The 16,676-nt window shown below is 64.5% G+C and carries 8 protein-coding genes; 2 read left to right on the plus strand and 6 right to left on the minus strand.

The features are described 5' to 3' along the window. From IIB36_00855 to IIB36_00880, 6 genes are all read right to left on the minus strand, one after another. Entirely contained in the window at positions 1 to 3,345 is a 3,345-nt protein-coding gene (locus tag IIB36_00855; GenBank protein MCH7530293.1) for an efflux RND transporter permease subunit, read from the minus strand. A gap of 9 nt (positions 3,346 to 3,354) precedes the next feature. Continuing rightward, complete coding sequence (locus IIB36_00860; GenBank protein MCH7530294.1) at positions 3,355 to 4,623, minus strand: efflux RND transporter periplasmic adaptor subunit; 1,269 nt, start codon at positions 4,621 to 4,623, stop codon at positions 3,355 to 3,357. Beyond that, positions 4,620 to 5,924, minus strand: a complete 1,305-nt coding sequence (locus IIB36_00865) for a TolC family protein (GenBank protein ID MCH7530295.1) — start codon at positions 5,922 to 5,924, stop codon at positions 4,620 to 4,622. Before IIB36_00865 ends, IIB36_00860 begins: the two co-directional genes overlap by 4 nt. A gap of 140 nt (positions 5,925 to 6,064) precedes the next feature. Continuing rightward, positions 6,065 to 7,006: a cation transporter gene (locus tag IIB36_00870; protein ID MCH7530296.1), complete on the minus strand. Its 942-nt coding sequence runs from the start codon at positions 7,004 to 7,006 to the stop codon at positions 6,065 to 6,067. Positions 7,007 to 7,024: 18 nt separating this feature from the next. After that, positions 7,025 to 9,529 (minus strand): VCBS repeat-containing protein, encoded by a 2,505-nt coding sequence (locus tag IIB36_00875; protein ID MCH7530297.1) that lies wholly within the window; start codon positions 9,527 to 9,529, stop codon positions 7,025 to 7,027. A gap of 40 nt (positions 9,530 to 9,569) precedes the next feature. Then, positions 9,570 to 11,609, minus strand: coding sequence for a hypothetical protein (locus tag IIB36_00880; protein MCH7530298.1), 2,040 nt, complete (start codon positions 11,607 to 11,609; stop codon positions 9,570 to 9,572). Positions 11,610 to 12,089: 480 nt separating this feature from the next. Here IIB36_00880 and IIB36_00885 point away from each other — a divergent pair, with 480 nt between their 5' ends. Next, positions 12,090 to 15,212 (plus strand): SusC/RagA family TonB-linked outer membrane protein, encoded by a 3,123-nt coding sequence (locus IIB36_00885; GenBank protein MCH7530299.1) that lies wholly within the window; start codon positions 12,090 to 12,092, stop codon positions 15,210 to 15,212. Between the two features lie 14 nt (positions 15,213 to 15,226). Further along, the gene (locus tag IIB36_00890) at positions 15,227 to 16,672 is read left to right on the plus strand and encodes a SusD/RagB family nutrient-binding outer membrane lipoprotein (GenBank protein ID MCH7530300.1); all 1,446 of its coding nucleotides are present in this window, start codon (positions 15,227 to 15,229) and stop codon (positions 16,670 to 16,672) included. Positions 16,673 to 16,676 lie beyond the last annotated feature (4 nt).

The following is a 16,676-nucleotide window of genomic DNA, read 5'->3' on the forward strand; positions in this document are numbered from 1 at the left end:
CTAATCGGCACCCGAAGGCAACGGCTCAAGAGTCACGAGCTCGCGCGACGACGCGCGGGCCTCCGCTCGGAGCACGGCCTCCTGCCAAAGTGAGTAGATCGCTGGAATCACGAGGAGGGTCAGGACCGTGGCCGAAATCATGCCACCGACCATCGGCGCCGCAATTCGGCGCATGACGGTCGCTCCGGCGCCGTGGCCCCAGAATATCGGCAGCAGACCGCCCACGATCGCCGTGACCGTCATGATGATGGGACGGACGCGGAGCACCGCCCCCTGCATGATGGCTTCCCGCAGGGAGGCGACGCTCGGCTCCCTCCGCTTGTGTTCGCGCCATGCATTGCCGAGGTAGAGCAGCATGATCACCCCGATCTCCGCCGCGACACCGTTGAGAGCGATGAAGCCCACTCCCGTGGCAACGGACCAGTTGAAGCCGAGGACGGCCAGAATCAGCACGCCGCCCACGAGGCTGAACGGGAGAGTGAGCATCACGATCAGCGTCTCGCCCAAGGCCCCGAAGTTGATGTAGAGGAGGAGGAAGATGATGAGCAGTGTCGCCGGGACCACGACCTTCAGCTTCTCCTGGGCCCGCTGCATGTACTCGTATTGCCCGGACCAGGTGAGCGTGTAGCCCGGCGGGAGCTCCACCATCTGGGACACCACCTCCTGAGCGGCCGCGACGTAGGAGCCCAGGTCGCTCTGCTCGACGTCCACGAATACCCACGCCGTGGGGACCGCCTGTTCGGTTTTCACCACCATGGGGCCATCCACGATGCGGATCTCAGCGACCTGCCCGAGTGGGATCTGCGCGACCCCCATGGCACTACTCCCGCCCATCGAGGCGGTCGGCGCCATCCCGTCGATCCCGGCCATCGTGGCCGGTGTGACCATGTCATCCATGCCGGTGCTCCGGGATCCGACCGGAATCAGAATCTCCGCCAGCTTCTCGGGCTGGTCCCGAAGCTCCTGGGGATAGCGCACGCGCACGGAGTAGCGCTCTCTCCCCTCGACCGTCCGCGTGATGCTCATGCCACCCACCGCCGATGCGATCACCATCTGAATCGTCGCGACGCTGATCCCGTATCGGGCCGCCGCGTCGCGATCGATGTCGATGTCCAGATACGACCCGGAAACGACCCGCTCTCCGACGGCCGACCGAGTGCCCGGAACGGTCCGCACCGCCGCCTCCACCTCGGTCGCGAGTCTCTCGAGCACGGCCAGCTCCGGACCGAAGATCTTCACGCCCACCGGGGTTCGGATTCCGGTCGCGAGCATGTCGATGCGTCCCTTGATGGGCATCGTCCAGGAATTGGTCACACCGGCCATGCGAAGCTCGGCGTCCATCTCCTCGATCAGCGTCTCCTGCGTCATCCCCGGGCGCCATTCCTCCTCTGGCTTCAGCACGATGGTCGTCTCGATCATCGAGAGGGGAGCTGGATCCGTGGCCGTCGTGGCTCGGCCGGCCTTGCCGAAAACGCTCTCGACTTCGGGGAACGTCGCGAGAATCGAGTCTTGAACCCGCAGTATGTCTTGGACCTTCGCAACGCTGACCCCGGGAAGGGTGGTCGGCATGAAGAGGATGGTGCCTTCGTTGAGGGGCGGCATGAACTCCGAACCCAGGCGACGAAGCGGTAATACCGTCAGCACGAGCACCGCCACCGCCACCGCGATGACCGGCCAGCGGTAGTTGAGCACGGTCTCCAGAATCGGACGGTACAGCGACATGAGGACCCGGTTGACCGGATTCTTGTGCTCCCTATGGATCCGTCCCTGGATGAACAGCCCCATCGTCACGGGAACCAGGGTCAGGGAGAGCAAGCTCGCACTCGCCATCGCGAGCGTCTTGGTCCACGCCAGCGGCTTGAAGAGTCGACCTTCCTGGGCCTCCAGGCTGAAGACGGGGAGGAACGACACGGTGATGATGAGCAGGGAGAAGAAGAGCGCAGGACCCACTTCCTTGGAGGACCGCACGACCACCTCCCAGCGCTCCTTCGACGTCAACAACCGGGTGTGGAGGTAATCTCCTCCTTCATCGCCGGGAATCGAGACGCCCAGCTCCTTCGCTCGTCGTCGCTTCTCGTCGATGGCGCGCTCCAGGTGCTTGTGCATGTTCTCGACCATCACGATCGCGGCGTCGATCATCGCACCGATGGCGATGGCGATACCACCGAGGCTCATGATGTCGGCTCCCAGGCCGAGCCCGCGCATCGCGATGAACGCCATCAGGATGCCGAGAGGCAGCGTGAGGATCACGACGAGCGCGCTGCGCACGTGGACCAGGAAGATCACGGTGACCAGCGCCACCACGAGCGACTCCTCGAGGAGCTTTTCCTTGAGGGTGTCGACGGCCCTGTGGATCAGATCCGAGCGGTCGTACACCGGCCTGATGACCAGCCCTTCCGGGAATCCCGACTCGATCGCCGCGAGCTTGGCCTTCACGCGGTCGATCGTGGCCAGCGCGTTCTCACCGTAGCGCATGATGACGATACCGCCAACCACGTCGCCCCTACCGTCGAGATCGGCGACCCCGCGCCTCACGTCCGGCGCGAGACGGACCGTCGCCAGATCCTCCACGCGCACGGGAGTGCCGTGATCGGTAGCGCTGACGACGACCTTCTCGATGTCCTCGAGCCCCTCGAGGTACCCGAGCCCGCGAATCATGTATTCCCGCTCGGCCAACTCGAGGACCATCGCCCCGACATCCTCGTTCGAGGCCCGGATGGCTGCGATCACCTGAGTCACGGGGATACCGAAGCCGCGAAGCTTGATGGGGTCCACCGTCACCTCGTAGACCTGCTCGTACCCGCCCACCGTGGCGACTTCGCTGACGCCGGGCACCGCCGTGAGCTGGTACCGTAGATACCAGTCCTGATAGGACCGCAAGTCCGCCAAGGACATGGTCCCCGTGGTGTCTAACAGCACGTATTGGTAGACCCATCCGAGTCCCGTCGCGTCCGGACCCAACGAGGGCTGGGCCGCCTCGGGGAGGCGTCCGCGGATCGAGGACAGGTACTCGAGGACCCGGCTCCGCGCCCAATAGAGGTCGGTTCCGTCCTCGAAGATGATGTAGACGAACGACGTACCGAAGAACGAGTAGCCACGGACCGTCTGGGCACCCGGAACCTTGAGCATCTCCGAGGCCACCGGATACGTGACCTGATCCTCAACGATCTGCGGCGCCTGGCCCGCATAGTCGGTCCGGATGATGACCTGAACGTCCGAGAGGTCCGGAATCGCGTCGAGCGGCGTATTCCGCATGGCCATGACACCGGCGGCGGCCACGGAGAGCGCGAAGACCAGGACGAGAAACCTGTTCCTGACTGACGCTTCGATGATGCGCTTCAGCATGACGATTCCCTACTCCTCGTGCCCTTCGTGGGACGTCTCGCGGCTCGGCTTGGCCGTGTCCGGCTCCATGGACAGGGTGTCGCTCCCGGAGTGGTCCATGCTTTCCATTCCGCCGGCGTCGTCCGTAATGTCCAGATCGCCGGTCATCGTGCCCAGATTGGACTCGGCGTCCACGAGGAACGCGGCCGACGAGACGACCCGCTCACCCATCTCGAGCCCCGACAGAATCTCCATGTACCGGCCCGCTGTCCTACCGGGCTGGACCTCCCGCGGCAGCAACGCTCCGTCGGCTTCCTGGACGAAGACCAACGCGCGCTCTCCCGTCACGATGACCGCGCTACGCGGGACCACCAGAGTCGCCGGCGTCGGGAGTGATTCGAGTCGGATTTGGGCGTACATCCCGGGCTTGAACGCGAGGTCCGGGTTGGGCAGCTCCAAACGGACGCGTGCGGTTCTCGACCGCACCGAGACCGTCGGATAGACATAGGTGACGCGCCCGGTGAAGACCTGCCCCGGGTATGCCTGGAAAGAGATCAGGGCACCCTGGCGCTCTCTCACGAGCGCGAGGTCCTTCTCGAAGATGTCGGCCTCGATCCAGACGCGAGAGAGGTCGGCGATACGATACACGGTCATGCCGTCCATGATGCGGTCGCCCACGACGACGTTCTTCTCCACCACGATTCCGGTCGCCGGCGAGCGCAGCGTGAGCGTCTTGGAGGGCTCGCCGCGCTCCTCTATGCGACGGATCTCGTCCTCGTGGATATCCCAGTACGCGAGGCGTCGCCGAGCGGAGGCCAGAAGCCCTTCCGCGTTCGTGAGCGGCCGGCCCGCTTTGGCTTCACGGACGAGCCGCGCCGCGAGGAGGAGCTCCTCCTGCGCCGACACGAGGGCCGGGCTATAGATCTCCATGAGCGGTTCGCCCTCACGAATCGGCGCGCCCGTGAAGTCGACGTACAGGTGCTCGACCCAGCCCTCGACCTTCGGGCTGACCGTCGTGAGACGCGTCTCGTCGTATACGACCGTACCCACGGTCTGGACGAAGCCGGGAAGCACTCTGTGCTCCACCGAGGCAAACGTGACACCGATTAGCCGAGCTGCCTCCGCGTCCAGCACGACCGGCTGCATGTCCCCGCCCCCGGCCGTCATCGCCGCCATGTCATGCTCCCCGCCCACCGCCTGCTCGGCGGCAGGCTCGCCAGAGCGAATCTGAAACGTCACTACCGCCACCGCCGCCACAACGACGAACACGGACAGTGCGATCTGCTTGGGCGTGCTCATCGTTCCTCCGTAAGGACGGGTCCTGATCTCGGGAGTGCTCGGCCGATCGTCGACTCGAGCGTGGCGAAAGCCTTCCCGTAGTCGCCGAGGAGCGTGAAGAGCTCCCCTTCATATCGATTGACGGTCATTTGCGCATCGACGAGCGTCAGGAAGTCCACCGCCCCGACTCTGTAGGACGAGAACGCCGACTCCACCGTGGCGCGCGCCTCTGGGATGACTTCGTCCCGGTACAGCTCGGCCAGGCTCCTGGCTCGGGTCAACTCGGCCAGCAGTACTCCGATGTCGGCGTCCACCTCGGCCTCACGACTGGACAGCTCTGCCTCGGCCAGTCGCTCCATTGCGGCCGCTTCATCGCGGAGCGCGTATTGGCGCTTCCCCGCGTGTATGGGAAGACTGAAGCCCAACATCGCACTGGCCATGCGCTCGGTGCCGCCACCGCGATCGCGCTGTCCGTACGACAACCCGAAGGTCAGGTCCGGCCAGATCTGACGGTCGGCGAGCGCCGATAGTGATTGGGCCTGGGCCACACCGAGCCGCGCCCGGGCCAGAATGGGTCGGCTCTGGGCAGCCGAGGCACGCAGTTCATCACGATCGGGGACGTCCAGGGGCAGGTCGCCCAGAGCCGGAGACGCCACCGTGGCATCCGAGGGCCGATCCAGGACTCCGTTGAGCATGGCCGCCTTGGCAATGCGAAACGCCTGCATCTGGCGAATGTCGCCATCGACGCGCGCGACCTCGACGTCGGCTCTGAGCACGTCGGCTTGACGCCCCGTACCGGCCGAGTACATCGCTTTCGCAACCTGCTGGAAGTCCTCCAGAAGCGCCAGCGTCTCCCGCATGACTCCGATCCGCCGGTCCAGCGAATAGATATCGAAGAAGAGCGAGGACGCCTGCCCACGTACGTTCCACCATGCCTCGTCCGCAGTCGCGAAGGCCATCTCCGTCCCGTATGCGGCGATCTCGCCCTTGAGCGACAGCTTCCCGGGGAACGGCACCATCTGCATGAGCTGGACCGACGGGGCCATCGACATGGCCATATCTGTGTTCAGATTCGGCACGCCGAAGTTCATTATGCCGAGCTGCAGCGTCGGGTCGGGTAGCGTCGACGCCTCCGGCTCTCGATAGGTCGCAGCCTCGGCGGCAGACTGAAGGGCCTGCAGACGCGGATTCCGGTCCCTAACCAGCTCCAGGACTTCGTCGAGGTGGAGTGCGGTGTGGGCGGTTTGGGCGGCCAGCGGCCCACTGAGCAGAAGCGTGACCGCAGTTGCGGTCAGGCACCGGGCAAATTCCTGAGATCTCACGGGCATGCTCTCGAAGGAGGTCCGTCATGACTGAACGGAAGTTGCCCTCGGATACGTGAAGGTCCGGTGAGATGGAGATGAAGAAGCCTTCAGGATCGAAGCGACCGGCAGCGGCTCCCTCGCGGGACCGCGTACCTCCCTCAAATCTTTCGGTGGTGCCTACGCGACGTATTCGGCTCGATGTGAACCAGCGCATCCAGAACGGGCAGCTCTGATTGAAGTATTCGGTCCTTGACGCGATGAGCGATCGCGTGCCCCTCCCGGACTGGCAAACCGCCGTCCACTTCAACATGAATATCAGCCAGGAACACCAGCCCGCTTCGCCTGACCCTCAGGACATCGACTCCTTCAACGCCTGGCACAGCCTCCGTGAGTTGTCGGATTCGCGCGTGAATATCTCCGGGGGCCGCGACATCGAGCACGTCCCGCACGGCTGACCGGAGCAGGCGAACGGCATTCCACGCGATTACGCCACACGCCAACAACGCGGCCCAGTCGTCCGCACTCTCAAAACCGCCGCCCCCCAGCAACGCAATCGAGATCCCTACGAACGCGGCAAGAGACGTCAGCGCATCAGACCGATGATGCCAAGCATCTGTACTCAGCGCCTGGCTGCCCAACTCTCGACCCTTGGAGCGCAGGATTCGATAAGTCACCTCCTTCGCGATCACGACTCCGGCAAGTACGGGAAGTGTGAAAGCCGCCGGTGCTTCGTGCGGGACGACGATCTCTCGCAGCGCACCCAACGCGATTCCCACCGCGGCAGTCAGCAACATCGTCGCCACAGCGAGCGCAGCCAGCTGTTCTGCCTTCCCCTGCCCGTATGGAAATCTATCGGTCGGTGGTGCACCGCTGACTCGAAGCCCGCCCCATACCACAAGTGCACTGAAGATGTCCAGGGTCGACTCGACGCCATCGGCGATCAGGACATACGAATTTCCTAGGATTCCAGCGCCCAGCTTGACGACGGCAAGCACGGCACTCACCACCAGACCCATGACCGTGGCGCGAGTACCCTCGGCGACCGCCGCGCGAAGCTGCTGCGGAGTTGCGGACGCCTCTCGCCCGGAGTACTCAGTCATGGCTATGGGGGACTGAGGCTATCGTTGCGTGAGATCCGCTCGCGCGCGGTCGACGCAAGGATATGCCTGGTCCGGGGCAATGGTCGACTCGGTCGCGACCGCATCCAGGCACTCAGCGAACAACCGGCGGCCGGCGGCGATCCGGCGGGCCTCGGTCATCCGATCCGAGCGCGTGTCTCCCTCCCCCGAGGCGCCTGCCACCTCCCCCAGACCACCCAGTGCGCCCTTGGTGAGCCAAAGCAGCTCGACGGCTCGCGCCTCGTTCCCGTCCTTCCACTCCAGGTAACCGCTCAAGAAGAGCGCGGACGCCGCCCGGTCGTTCATCCGGTACGCGGCCCGGAGAGAAGTACGTGCTGTGGCCAGATCGCCGAGGGCCAACGCCGCCTCTCCCCGAAGCACCAACGGGTTGCTCTCTTCGCGGTTCAGGTCATACGCGACCTCGAAAGCCCGAAGAGCCTCCCGCAGGTCGAACAGAGCGCCGGCGGCGGGGATGGTGTGGACGATTCCCAGTTGCGCCCATGCGCGGGCGCTCGCCTGGTCCACGCCGACCAGCCGACGCCATGCGGCGATAGCCTCGTCGTAGCGCCGCATTTCCAGGAGCGCGTTGCCGAGGTCGTACAGCGAGTCCTCGTGGTCGGGGTTCAGCGACAGCATCTGTTCCAGGCCCTGGACCGCCTCTGCCCAGCGGCCTTCGTTGTACGCCCGACGGACCGTGCGGTCCAGCTCCCAGAAGCGTCGCGTCTCCTCTCTCGTGAGGCGTCCGGCGAGCCGACTCGGAGGCTCTCCCTCCCGGAGCAGGTATCGTCGATCGGATGCCAGGTCGCGCCAAACCTCCCGATGTCCACCCGGCCACGTCACGACGACGCTGTCCACACGCTGCGCACTCCCGAGCCCAATCCGCACTTCGGCGTCGTTCTGCGACAGGTACGAAGGTCCGACTCCGACCTCGCGGAGAAAGCCGCGGTCTCCGGTAAACGCGATGACCCGCGCACCAATAGCCGAGGGATGTCCCGAGGAGGCCTCCACGCTGAACCCGATCCAACGACCGGTCTGCGAGTCATTCCTGAACAGCTTCGCGGGCCCGCCTACGTGCATGACGAGCACGTCGAGGTCGCCGTCCTGGTCGTAGTCAGCCACAGCCCCGCCACGTCCGACGCCGGGGGGCTCGACGCGGAATCCGGCCGCCTCACCGACCTCGAAGAAGCCGTCGGCCCCGCCTCGATTCCAATAGAGGTGTAGGTCCATCGGGACGAGTCGGGACCGGTCCTTGCGATCCTGCATCGTGCTCCCGTTCGCCACCCACAGGTCCAGCCAGCCGTCGTTGTCGAAGTCGCTGAACGAGGTAGCCCAACCGATCACGTCGAGCGAGATCTGCCCGAGACCGAGCCGGTCCGAATCGTCACCGAAGTTAAGTGTGCCCTCCACGCCGGAGCCCTCGAGGTCCGAGAGCATGCTCGTATAGAGCGCGTTTTCCTGCGCGATCCAGTGGGTGATGAAGAGATCCTGATCCAGATCACCGTCCCAGTCGCCGACCGCGATTCCCATCGCACCTCTGTAATCTGCAACGAGCGCGCTGTAGCTCACGTCCTCGAAGCTCCCGTCGCCCCGGTTGCGGTAGAGCCGATTGTCCGAAACGTCGTTCGCCACGTACAGGTCGAGCCAACCGTCCTGGTCCAGATCGACCCATGCTGCGGACATTCCCTTGCCCTCGGGGTCGCGAACGCCCGCTGACTCCGCTAGGTCGACGAACGTCCCGTCGCCTCGGTTCACGAAGAGCCGGTTCGGCTCGGCCGGGTAGGAAGATGGATTCAGTGTGAAGGGAAAGTCGGCGTCGCGATTGCCGTCCGCTTCCAGGCCGGCGGGCTCCGGCTCGTATTGCACGTAGCCGACGACGTAGAGGTCGAGATCGCCGTCCAGGTCGTAGTCCGCCCACGAGGCGCCGGTCCAGAAGCCTCGTCCTCGCACGCCCGCCCGGAGTGAGACGTCGGTGAACGTCCCGTCGCCCCCGTTCTCCCAGAGCACGATGTCGCCCCATGAGGTGACGATCAGGTCGAGGTCGCCATCCGCGTCGTAGTCCCCCCATGCTGCCCCCATCCCGTAGTGCGCGCGCCCGACTCCCGCGGCGAGCGTGACGTCCTCGAAGGTGCCGTCACCGCGGTTCCGATACAGGCGATCGGTGTCGCCCGAGGCCTCGAGCTCGGCGGGCGGCGTCCCGATGGGCGCAGCGAAATTCACCAGGAACAGGTCGGGGAAGCCGTCTCCATCGTAGTCACCCCACGCGGCACCGGGTCCCATGTCCTCGGGGATCTGGCTCGTCCGCTCGTGCGGGAAGTGATTGAAGTCGATGCCGACCTCGGCCGTCACGTCCGTGAAGAGCAGACCCGATTCAGCGCCTCCTCCCGACCGGTCCAGAGCGCTCGTGATTCCTTCGGCGCTCTGGTCGGGCACGTACGTCGCACGTTCACGCAAGCGCGAACCGAGCAGGAAACCGGTGACGAGCAGTACCGGTATCGAGCCGAGCAACGAGGTCTTCCATATGAGCCGCCGGCGCTTCGATAGCCTGCTAATGTTGCACCTCCCCGTCGGAAGCCGCGCGGGGCCGCACGTGGATCGTCCGTTCGTCGGTGGCCATCCGGATGATGGGCGACTCGAGCTCCGTGTCGTCGCCGAAAACGAAGTTCAGCAGGTACTGATCGACCTTCCGGTAGTCGAGGGAGGCTCGGACGTGTAGCGAGCCGGGCCGAACGGACGACACGGTGTAGTTCGCCACGTCGCTGAACCCCGGGAAGAGGGCGCGTCGGTACCGGACGCCTACCATCTCCCAGAGGTTGTGGCGGTCGATCAGGTTTCCGTAGCGGTCGACCGGCTCTGCCTTGAGCATGAACGCGCCCGGTTCGATGAAGTTGTCCTCATCGACGGCGCCGCTCGAAAAGACGACGGCGCCCGCGTCGTCGGTGACCTCGATGTTGATCCAGGACTGGATGATGTCGAGCGGCCCGGTCGGGAAGTCGTGACCGACCTTGTTCGACTCCAACACGACGCGGATGCGGATATCCTCTCCGGCTCCGACCGTGTCCGGCACCTGGATCGTGACGGAGACCGCCGGCCCGCTCGCCCACTTGTGGGCGATCTCCGGGATCTCGCGACGGCCCTGGAGCCACTCCTCCGTGAGGCGCTTGTGCTCCTCCCAACCCGGGAGCTTCAGAACTTCTGGAATGAACGCGTTTGCCCCGATGAACCGATGATCGCGGTGCTTTCCGTCATCGGGCGATCGGTACGAGTCGAGCGCGTCCCCGGACGCCGGGTCCTTCGAGGCCTGGAGAGGCATGTGGCACTCGCGGCACTCGACCACGTTCTCGGGGTCGTCCTCCGGGTTCCACTTGCTGTTGCGCCAGTTGTCGTACTGGTTCTGAAGCTGCACCCAACCGACCTGGTTCAATTCCTCGTCGATGAACTGCTTGTGGCAGGCGGCGCAGTACTCGGGGGTCTTGAACAGGCTCTTCGACAGCTCTGCGACGTGGTGCCTCGGGTAGGCGCGAATGAGGAAATCGGAAACGAACTTCGCGGCCCCGTCTTCGGCGAGCTCGAACAGGTAGCGATCGGGCTTCGCCACCGTGTACGCGGCGTTACCCTGGAGGTCGGTCTCGCGGACCGAGTGGCAGACCAGACAGGACACGCCTTCGTTGTACCCTCGCAGCGACGAGAGCTCTTCGTTGAAGATGTTCTTCGTGCCCGCGAAGAGCGAGATGGGATCGTGGCACCCACCGCAGTAGCGCGTGCTCTCCGGTCCGTTCTGCGTCGCCATGAGCTCTTGGATGACCTGGAACGCCGGGTCCATCGACGACCAGCGGTGCGCGCTGATCGACCACTCCTCGTAGATCTGCTCGTGGCAACCCGAGCTCCCACACCCCTCGCTCCCCGAGAGGGTGCGCTCGTCGAACGCTCCCCCCGTCTCCGTCATTGCGAGACTCGGGCTGAACGGCGTCCGGCCCTCCTCGATCACGTAGTCCTCCGGGAACCGATCGACCCACTCGACCGGCGTGTACATCCAAGCGAAGGCCAGCAGCGCCGAGAAGCCGACGGCGGTGAGACCGAGGGTTCCGGCCACCCAGCGTCGCTCGGCGGCGAGTACCAGGTCCGCACCGGCGAAGGTCGCCTTGGCGGAGCGCAGGAAGAGCAACACCACGTGCGGTACGACAAACGCGACCACCGCGACGGTCGTGACGATGTGTACGTCGTCCCAGACGTAGGAGATGCGCGTGCCGAAGACGGCCTGCGCCGCGAGGATCACGCCGGAGAGCGCGTTGAGCACGATCGCCGCGAACGCGACGTACCCGGTTACGGAATAGTGGGAGAGCGCCCGATTCCGGTACCGCTGCCAGTGCTTCCACTGGTACACGAGATAGGGAGCCAGAAACGCGAGCCCTCCCAGCGTGTGAAGCAGAACGAGGATCTGGTTCGGGACGCCGAAGGGGAGCAGCCAGATCGAGAACCCCGAGAGGGTCTCGAACACGAGGATGCCGGCCACGAAGATCGAGAGGCGAGACCGCCATGCGGCGGCCCGGTCCTCCGCTGGCGTGGCACGGGTGATGTGTTCAGGCATGACCCACCCCTCCGAGCTCATGGACATTCGAGCGTCGGCGGGAGGGTCCCCAATAATACGGAATCGTGGCGTGATCATCCACCCGTCCCGTTGCGATGCCATCGGATCGGCCTGGAGACATCACTCTTTTTCAGGTCGTGGCCCAGGTCGTGCGATTGCCAATGCCCTGGTGACAGCGCTCGAGATGATGGGCTACGGCGTCCCACGTTTCCGCCTCACTCGGCACAATTCCCCACACAACCTCCGGGAGATTCCCGGCATCGTGCAACGAAGGGAACCGGTAGCGTTTCTTGGTTGTGTGCCGGCCCGCGGCGCTGCCGGGCCGGCGCACGACAAGCGATCCACCGCTCCTGCTGAGGGCAGCCGCAGTCGTCATGTCACTAAGAAACAATCGTGCTCGATGTCGGCTCGGGACGCAGTCCGGGGCGACGGTAGGGCAAATTCATCGACCCTCCCTTACTTCCACTCAAGAGGGGGCGTATGAACCGTCTCACTAGTACGAAAGTGCTCCTCCTGGCCGTGTTCCTCGCCGTGCCTGGGCTTCTGCAAGCCCAGATGCGCACGGTGTCTGGACTCGTGTCGGATGGAGGCTCGTCACAACCCGTGGCCGGCGTGCAGATCATGGTCATGGGCACGACTCGGGGAACCCTAACGGACGCGCAGGGTCGGTTCTCACTGCCCGTTCCGGAGGGATCCACACACCTCGTCTTCACCTACATCGGCTTCAAGTCGGTCGAGATGCTGATCTCCGACAACATGGAGGTCGTCCTGGAGCCGCAGGCGTTGGGGCTCGAGGGCATCGTGGTCACCGCGCTCGGCGTTCAGAGGGAGAAGCGGTCCCTCGGCTATTCGGTGCAGGACATTAGTGGTGCCCAGCTCACCGAAGTGCCCGAGATCAACCTCGTGAACTCTCTGCAAGGTCGGATCGCGGGCGTGCACGTCACAGCAGCTGGGCCCACCGGGGGCTCGTCACGCATCGTGATCCGTGGCGCGAGCTCCATCGCCGGGGACAACCAGCCCTTGTTCGTCGTGGACGGCGTGCCGGTCGACAACTCGGCTCCACGGAACACGGGGTACGGCGGCATCGACTACGGCAATGCGATCCAGGACATCGACCCGGCCAACATCGAGTCGATCAGCGTGCTCAAGGGCCCCAACGCCGCGGCACTCTACGGCTCGCGTGCATCGAACGGGGCCGTGGTAATCACGACCAAGTCCGGCCGCACCTCGCGCGGCTTTTCGATCACGTCGAGTTTCACGACCGAGAACCCGCTCCGCCTCCCGAGCTACCAGAACGTCTACGGCCAAGGGGTCGATGGGGAGTTCCGCTTCGTGGACGGTGCGGGCGCCGGGACCTGGGACTTCGTCGACGAGAGTTGGGGGCCGAAGATGGACGGCCGCCTCATCGACCAGTTTACAGGGCCGAATCAGCCATGGCTGCCACAGCCCGACAACGTGCGCAGCTTCTTCCGCACCGGCCTGACCTCGCACACGAACCTGTCGTTCGAGCAGGCGAGCGAACGCGGCAACGTGCGCCTGTCCTTGAGCAACATGATGGTCGAAGGAATGGCGCCAGGCGAAGCCATCGACCGAGTGGGTGTGGCGCTCAAGGGCGGCACGACGGTATCGAACCGGCTTTCGACCCAAGCATCGCTCAACTATTCGACTCAGCAGGGCGAAAACCGTATGGGCACCGGGTACGACGAGGACAATCCGATGCAGAGCTTCATCTGGTTCGGGCGCCAAGTCGACATGGACGCTCTACGTAACTTCCGCTGCACAGGGACCGAGATGAGCTCCTGCGACCCCGACGGCGGTCAGTACAACTGGAACTACAACTACCACAACAACCCATTCTGGGAGCAGTTGGTCAACACCAACGAGGACCAGCGGGACCGGCTGCTCGGTCACGTGTCCGCGACGTATCAGCTCAACGATTGGATCACCGCAACCGGCCGCGTCGGTCGAGACTGGTATCGGGAGAACCGCAAGAAGGTCACCGCGTTCAACAGTCTCGATGACGCGGGTGACGGCGGCTTCACTCAGACATCGATTTTCCGTTCTGAGACGAACGCCGATATGATCTTGACCGCGGCCCGGCAGCTCACGCCCGATGTGTCGTTGGACGTAACCGCCGGCGGCAACATCCGGACGAACGACTACGAGACGTCCGGAGTGTCGGTCGGCGCGCTCACGGCGCCCGGCATCTACACGATCGACAACGCGTCCGAAACGCCAAACCCCACGGACTTCGAGTCGCACAAGAAGGTGAGGAGCGTTTACGCCTTAGCGAGCTTCAACTACCGCGGCTATCTCAACGTCGATCTCACGGGCCGCAACGACTGGTCTTCCACTCTTCCCGAGGACAATCGCTCGTACTTCTATCCCTCGGTCTCATCAGCGTTCGTCTTCAGCGACGCGCTCGATCTCGAGAGCGACGTGTTCAGCTCCGGTAAGATCCGCGCGAGCTGGACGCGGGTCGGGAACGACACGAACCCCTACCAGATGACGTCGGTCTACAACGCTCAACAGGCGTTTGGCTCGGTACCGATGTTCGCGGTGCCGAACGAGCTACCGAACCTCGGGCTGAAGCCTGAAGAGACCACAGCGTACGAGTTCGGCGCCGACATCGGACTCTTCAACGAGCGTTTGGGCTTCGTGCTCACGCACTACCGCAGCAATACGAAGAACCAGATCCTCGGTGTGCAGATCTCGGCGACGAGCGGATTCACGAACCAGGTACTCAACGCGGGTGAGGTCGAAAACTGGGGATACGAGCTCCTGGTGCGGGCCACGCCGGTTCGCCTCGAGAACGGGTTCCAATGGGACGCGACGCTCAACTGGAGCAAGAACAACTCCGAGGTCAAGAACCTGTACGGCGACCTCGAGACCTTGGTTCTGGGCACGTATTGGAGCATGAACATCGAGGCTCGGAAGGGTGAGCCTTACGGCGTGATGTACGGCAACGGTTACCTGACCGACGAGAACGGCACCTGGCTGCTCGATTCCCGTGGACGGCCGCGATCCGATCCGGAACGGCGGATCCTGGGCAACTACAACCCGGACTGGTTCGGCGGTTTCCAGAACCGGTTCAGCTACGGGCCTCTCGACCTGAGCGTGTTGGTCGACGGCCAGAGGGGCGGAGACATCTTCTCGGTCACGAACTGGTTCGGCGAGTATGCGGGGGTGCTCGAGTCTACGCTCAGGGGCCGGGAGGACGACTTCTGTGATCCGGGCATCATCGTGGACGGCATCATGCCGGACGGCAGCGTCAACGGCGACGGCGTCGACGACGTGATGGTATGTCCGGAGAGCTACTTCGGTCGTAACTGGGGCAATCAGCAAGCGGGCATAAACGACGCGACGTACTTCAAGCTGCGCGAGCTCCGCCTCGGTTACAGCCTGCCGGACGGAGTCCTGGACCGCTTCGGGTTCTCCAGTGGGAGTGTCGCAGTGATCGGCCGTAACCTGTTCCTGTGGGCGCCCAACATGCCGAACATCGATCCGGAGACCGCTTTCGACGCCAGCAACGTGCAAGGCATCGAGTTCGGGCAGTTCCCGTCCGCCAGAAGCCTCGGCTTCTCCATCTCCATCCAGCCGTGAGCCAGGAGACAATCATGAACAGAGCCATGCTAACCAAGCGGGTACTGGTCGCCGGTCTCGTGCTGGTGATGAGTGCTTGTGACGAAGGATTGACCGAGATCAACCTGAACCCCAACGCGCCGACCGACGTCGGCGCACAGTTCCTGCTGCCTCAGGCGATCCGCGCCTCCGTGGAAGCCACGTTCGGCAGCAGCCAAATGCTGTCTCACACGGCCATCTGGCCACAGCACGCAGTCCAGCTCCAGTACCCGGACGAGGAAGAGGGAATCGTCCGTGCCAGCCGCATGCAGGCGTATTGGGACGGCTACTACGCGGGTTCCCTCGCCGACATCCAGATGGTAATCGACAAAGGCCGGGAGATCGGAAACGCCAACATCGAGGGCGTAGGCATGATCTGGAAGAGTTGGATCTTCCACATCGCGACGGACCTGTGGGGCGACCTACCGTACTCCGAAGCACTAGCGGGGGCGGACGGAGTCACCACGCCGGCGTACGATACGCAACAGCAGGTCTATGCCGGTCTCCTGCAGACGCTCGGGGGCGGAGCGGCCATGTTGTCCAGTGGATCCTCCGTTTTAGGATCCGGTGACGTCCTGTACGGGGACGACATGGAGAAGTGGCGCAGATTCGGCAACTCGCTGCGCATGCGTCTCGCGATGCGGATGTCCGAAGTCGACGCGGCCACAGCCCGATCCGAGTTCGTGGCGGCGTACAACGCCGGCGGCTTCCTGAGCAACGACGACAACGCGATGCTCTCTTGGCCGGGTTCGCCCTACCGCAATCCTCTCTTCGAGGATTGGCAGGGACGTGACGACCACGGCATCAGTGCCACCATGGTGGACACGCTGAAGTCGATGGCTGACCCGCGCCTCGCGCTGTACGCGGAACCGGCTACGGAGGACGGCGAGTACCGCGGTCTCCAGAACGGTGACATCACGCCGGAGCTGTCGCTGGCTTGGTACTCACGCATCGGTAACCACTGGCGCTCCGGCGGGGCCGCGACGCCCACCGCGGTGATGACGTATTCCGAGGTGATGCTGCTGGCGGCTGAGGCCGCGCACCGCGGGTGGATCGCGGGAGACCCGGCCACGCTCTATGCCGACGGCATCCGCGCCAACATGACGCAGTACAGTGCGGCCAACTCGCCGACGACCGTGGAGATCGACGCCTACCTGGCACAACCCGTGGTCGCATACGACGCCGCGACCGGTCTCGAGCAGATCCAGCTTCAGCAGTGGATCGGGCTCTTCATGAACGGAAGCGAGGCGTGGGCCCACGTGCGCCGGACCGGCCTTCCGGCCCTGCAGGCGGGTCCCGATCTGACGCTGAGCAGGATCCCGGTGCGGTTCAAGTATCCGGACCTGGAACAGTCGCTGAACGCGGCCAACCTCGCCGCTGCGGTCTCCAGGCAGGGCGGTGGCCTCGACCTCGTGACTCCTGTGTGGTGGCAGATCAACTGACGCC

This window comes from Gemmatimonadota bacterium, assembly GCA_022560615.1.
In the GTDB taxonomy this organism is placed as follows: domain Bacteria; phylum Gemmatimonadota; class Gemmatimonadetes; order Longimicrobiales; family Gaopeijiaceae; genus UBA1138.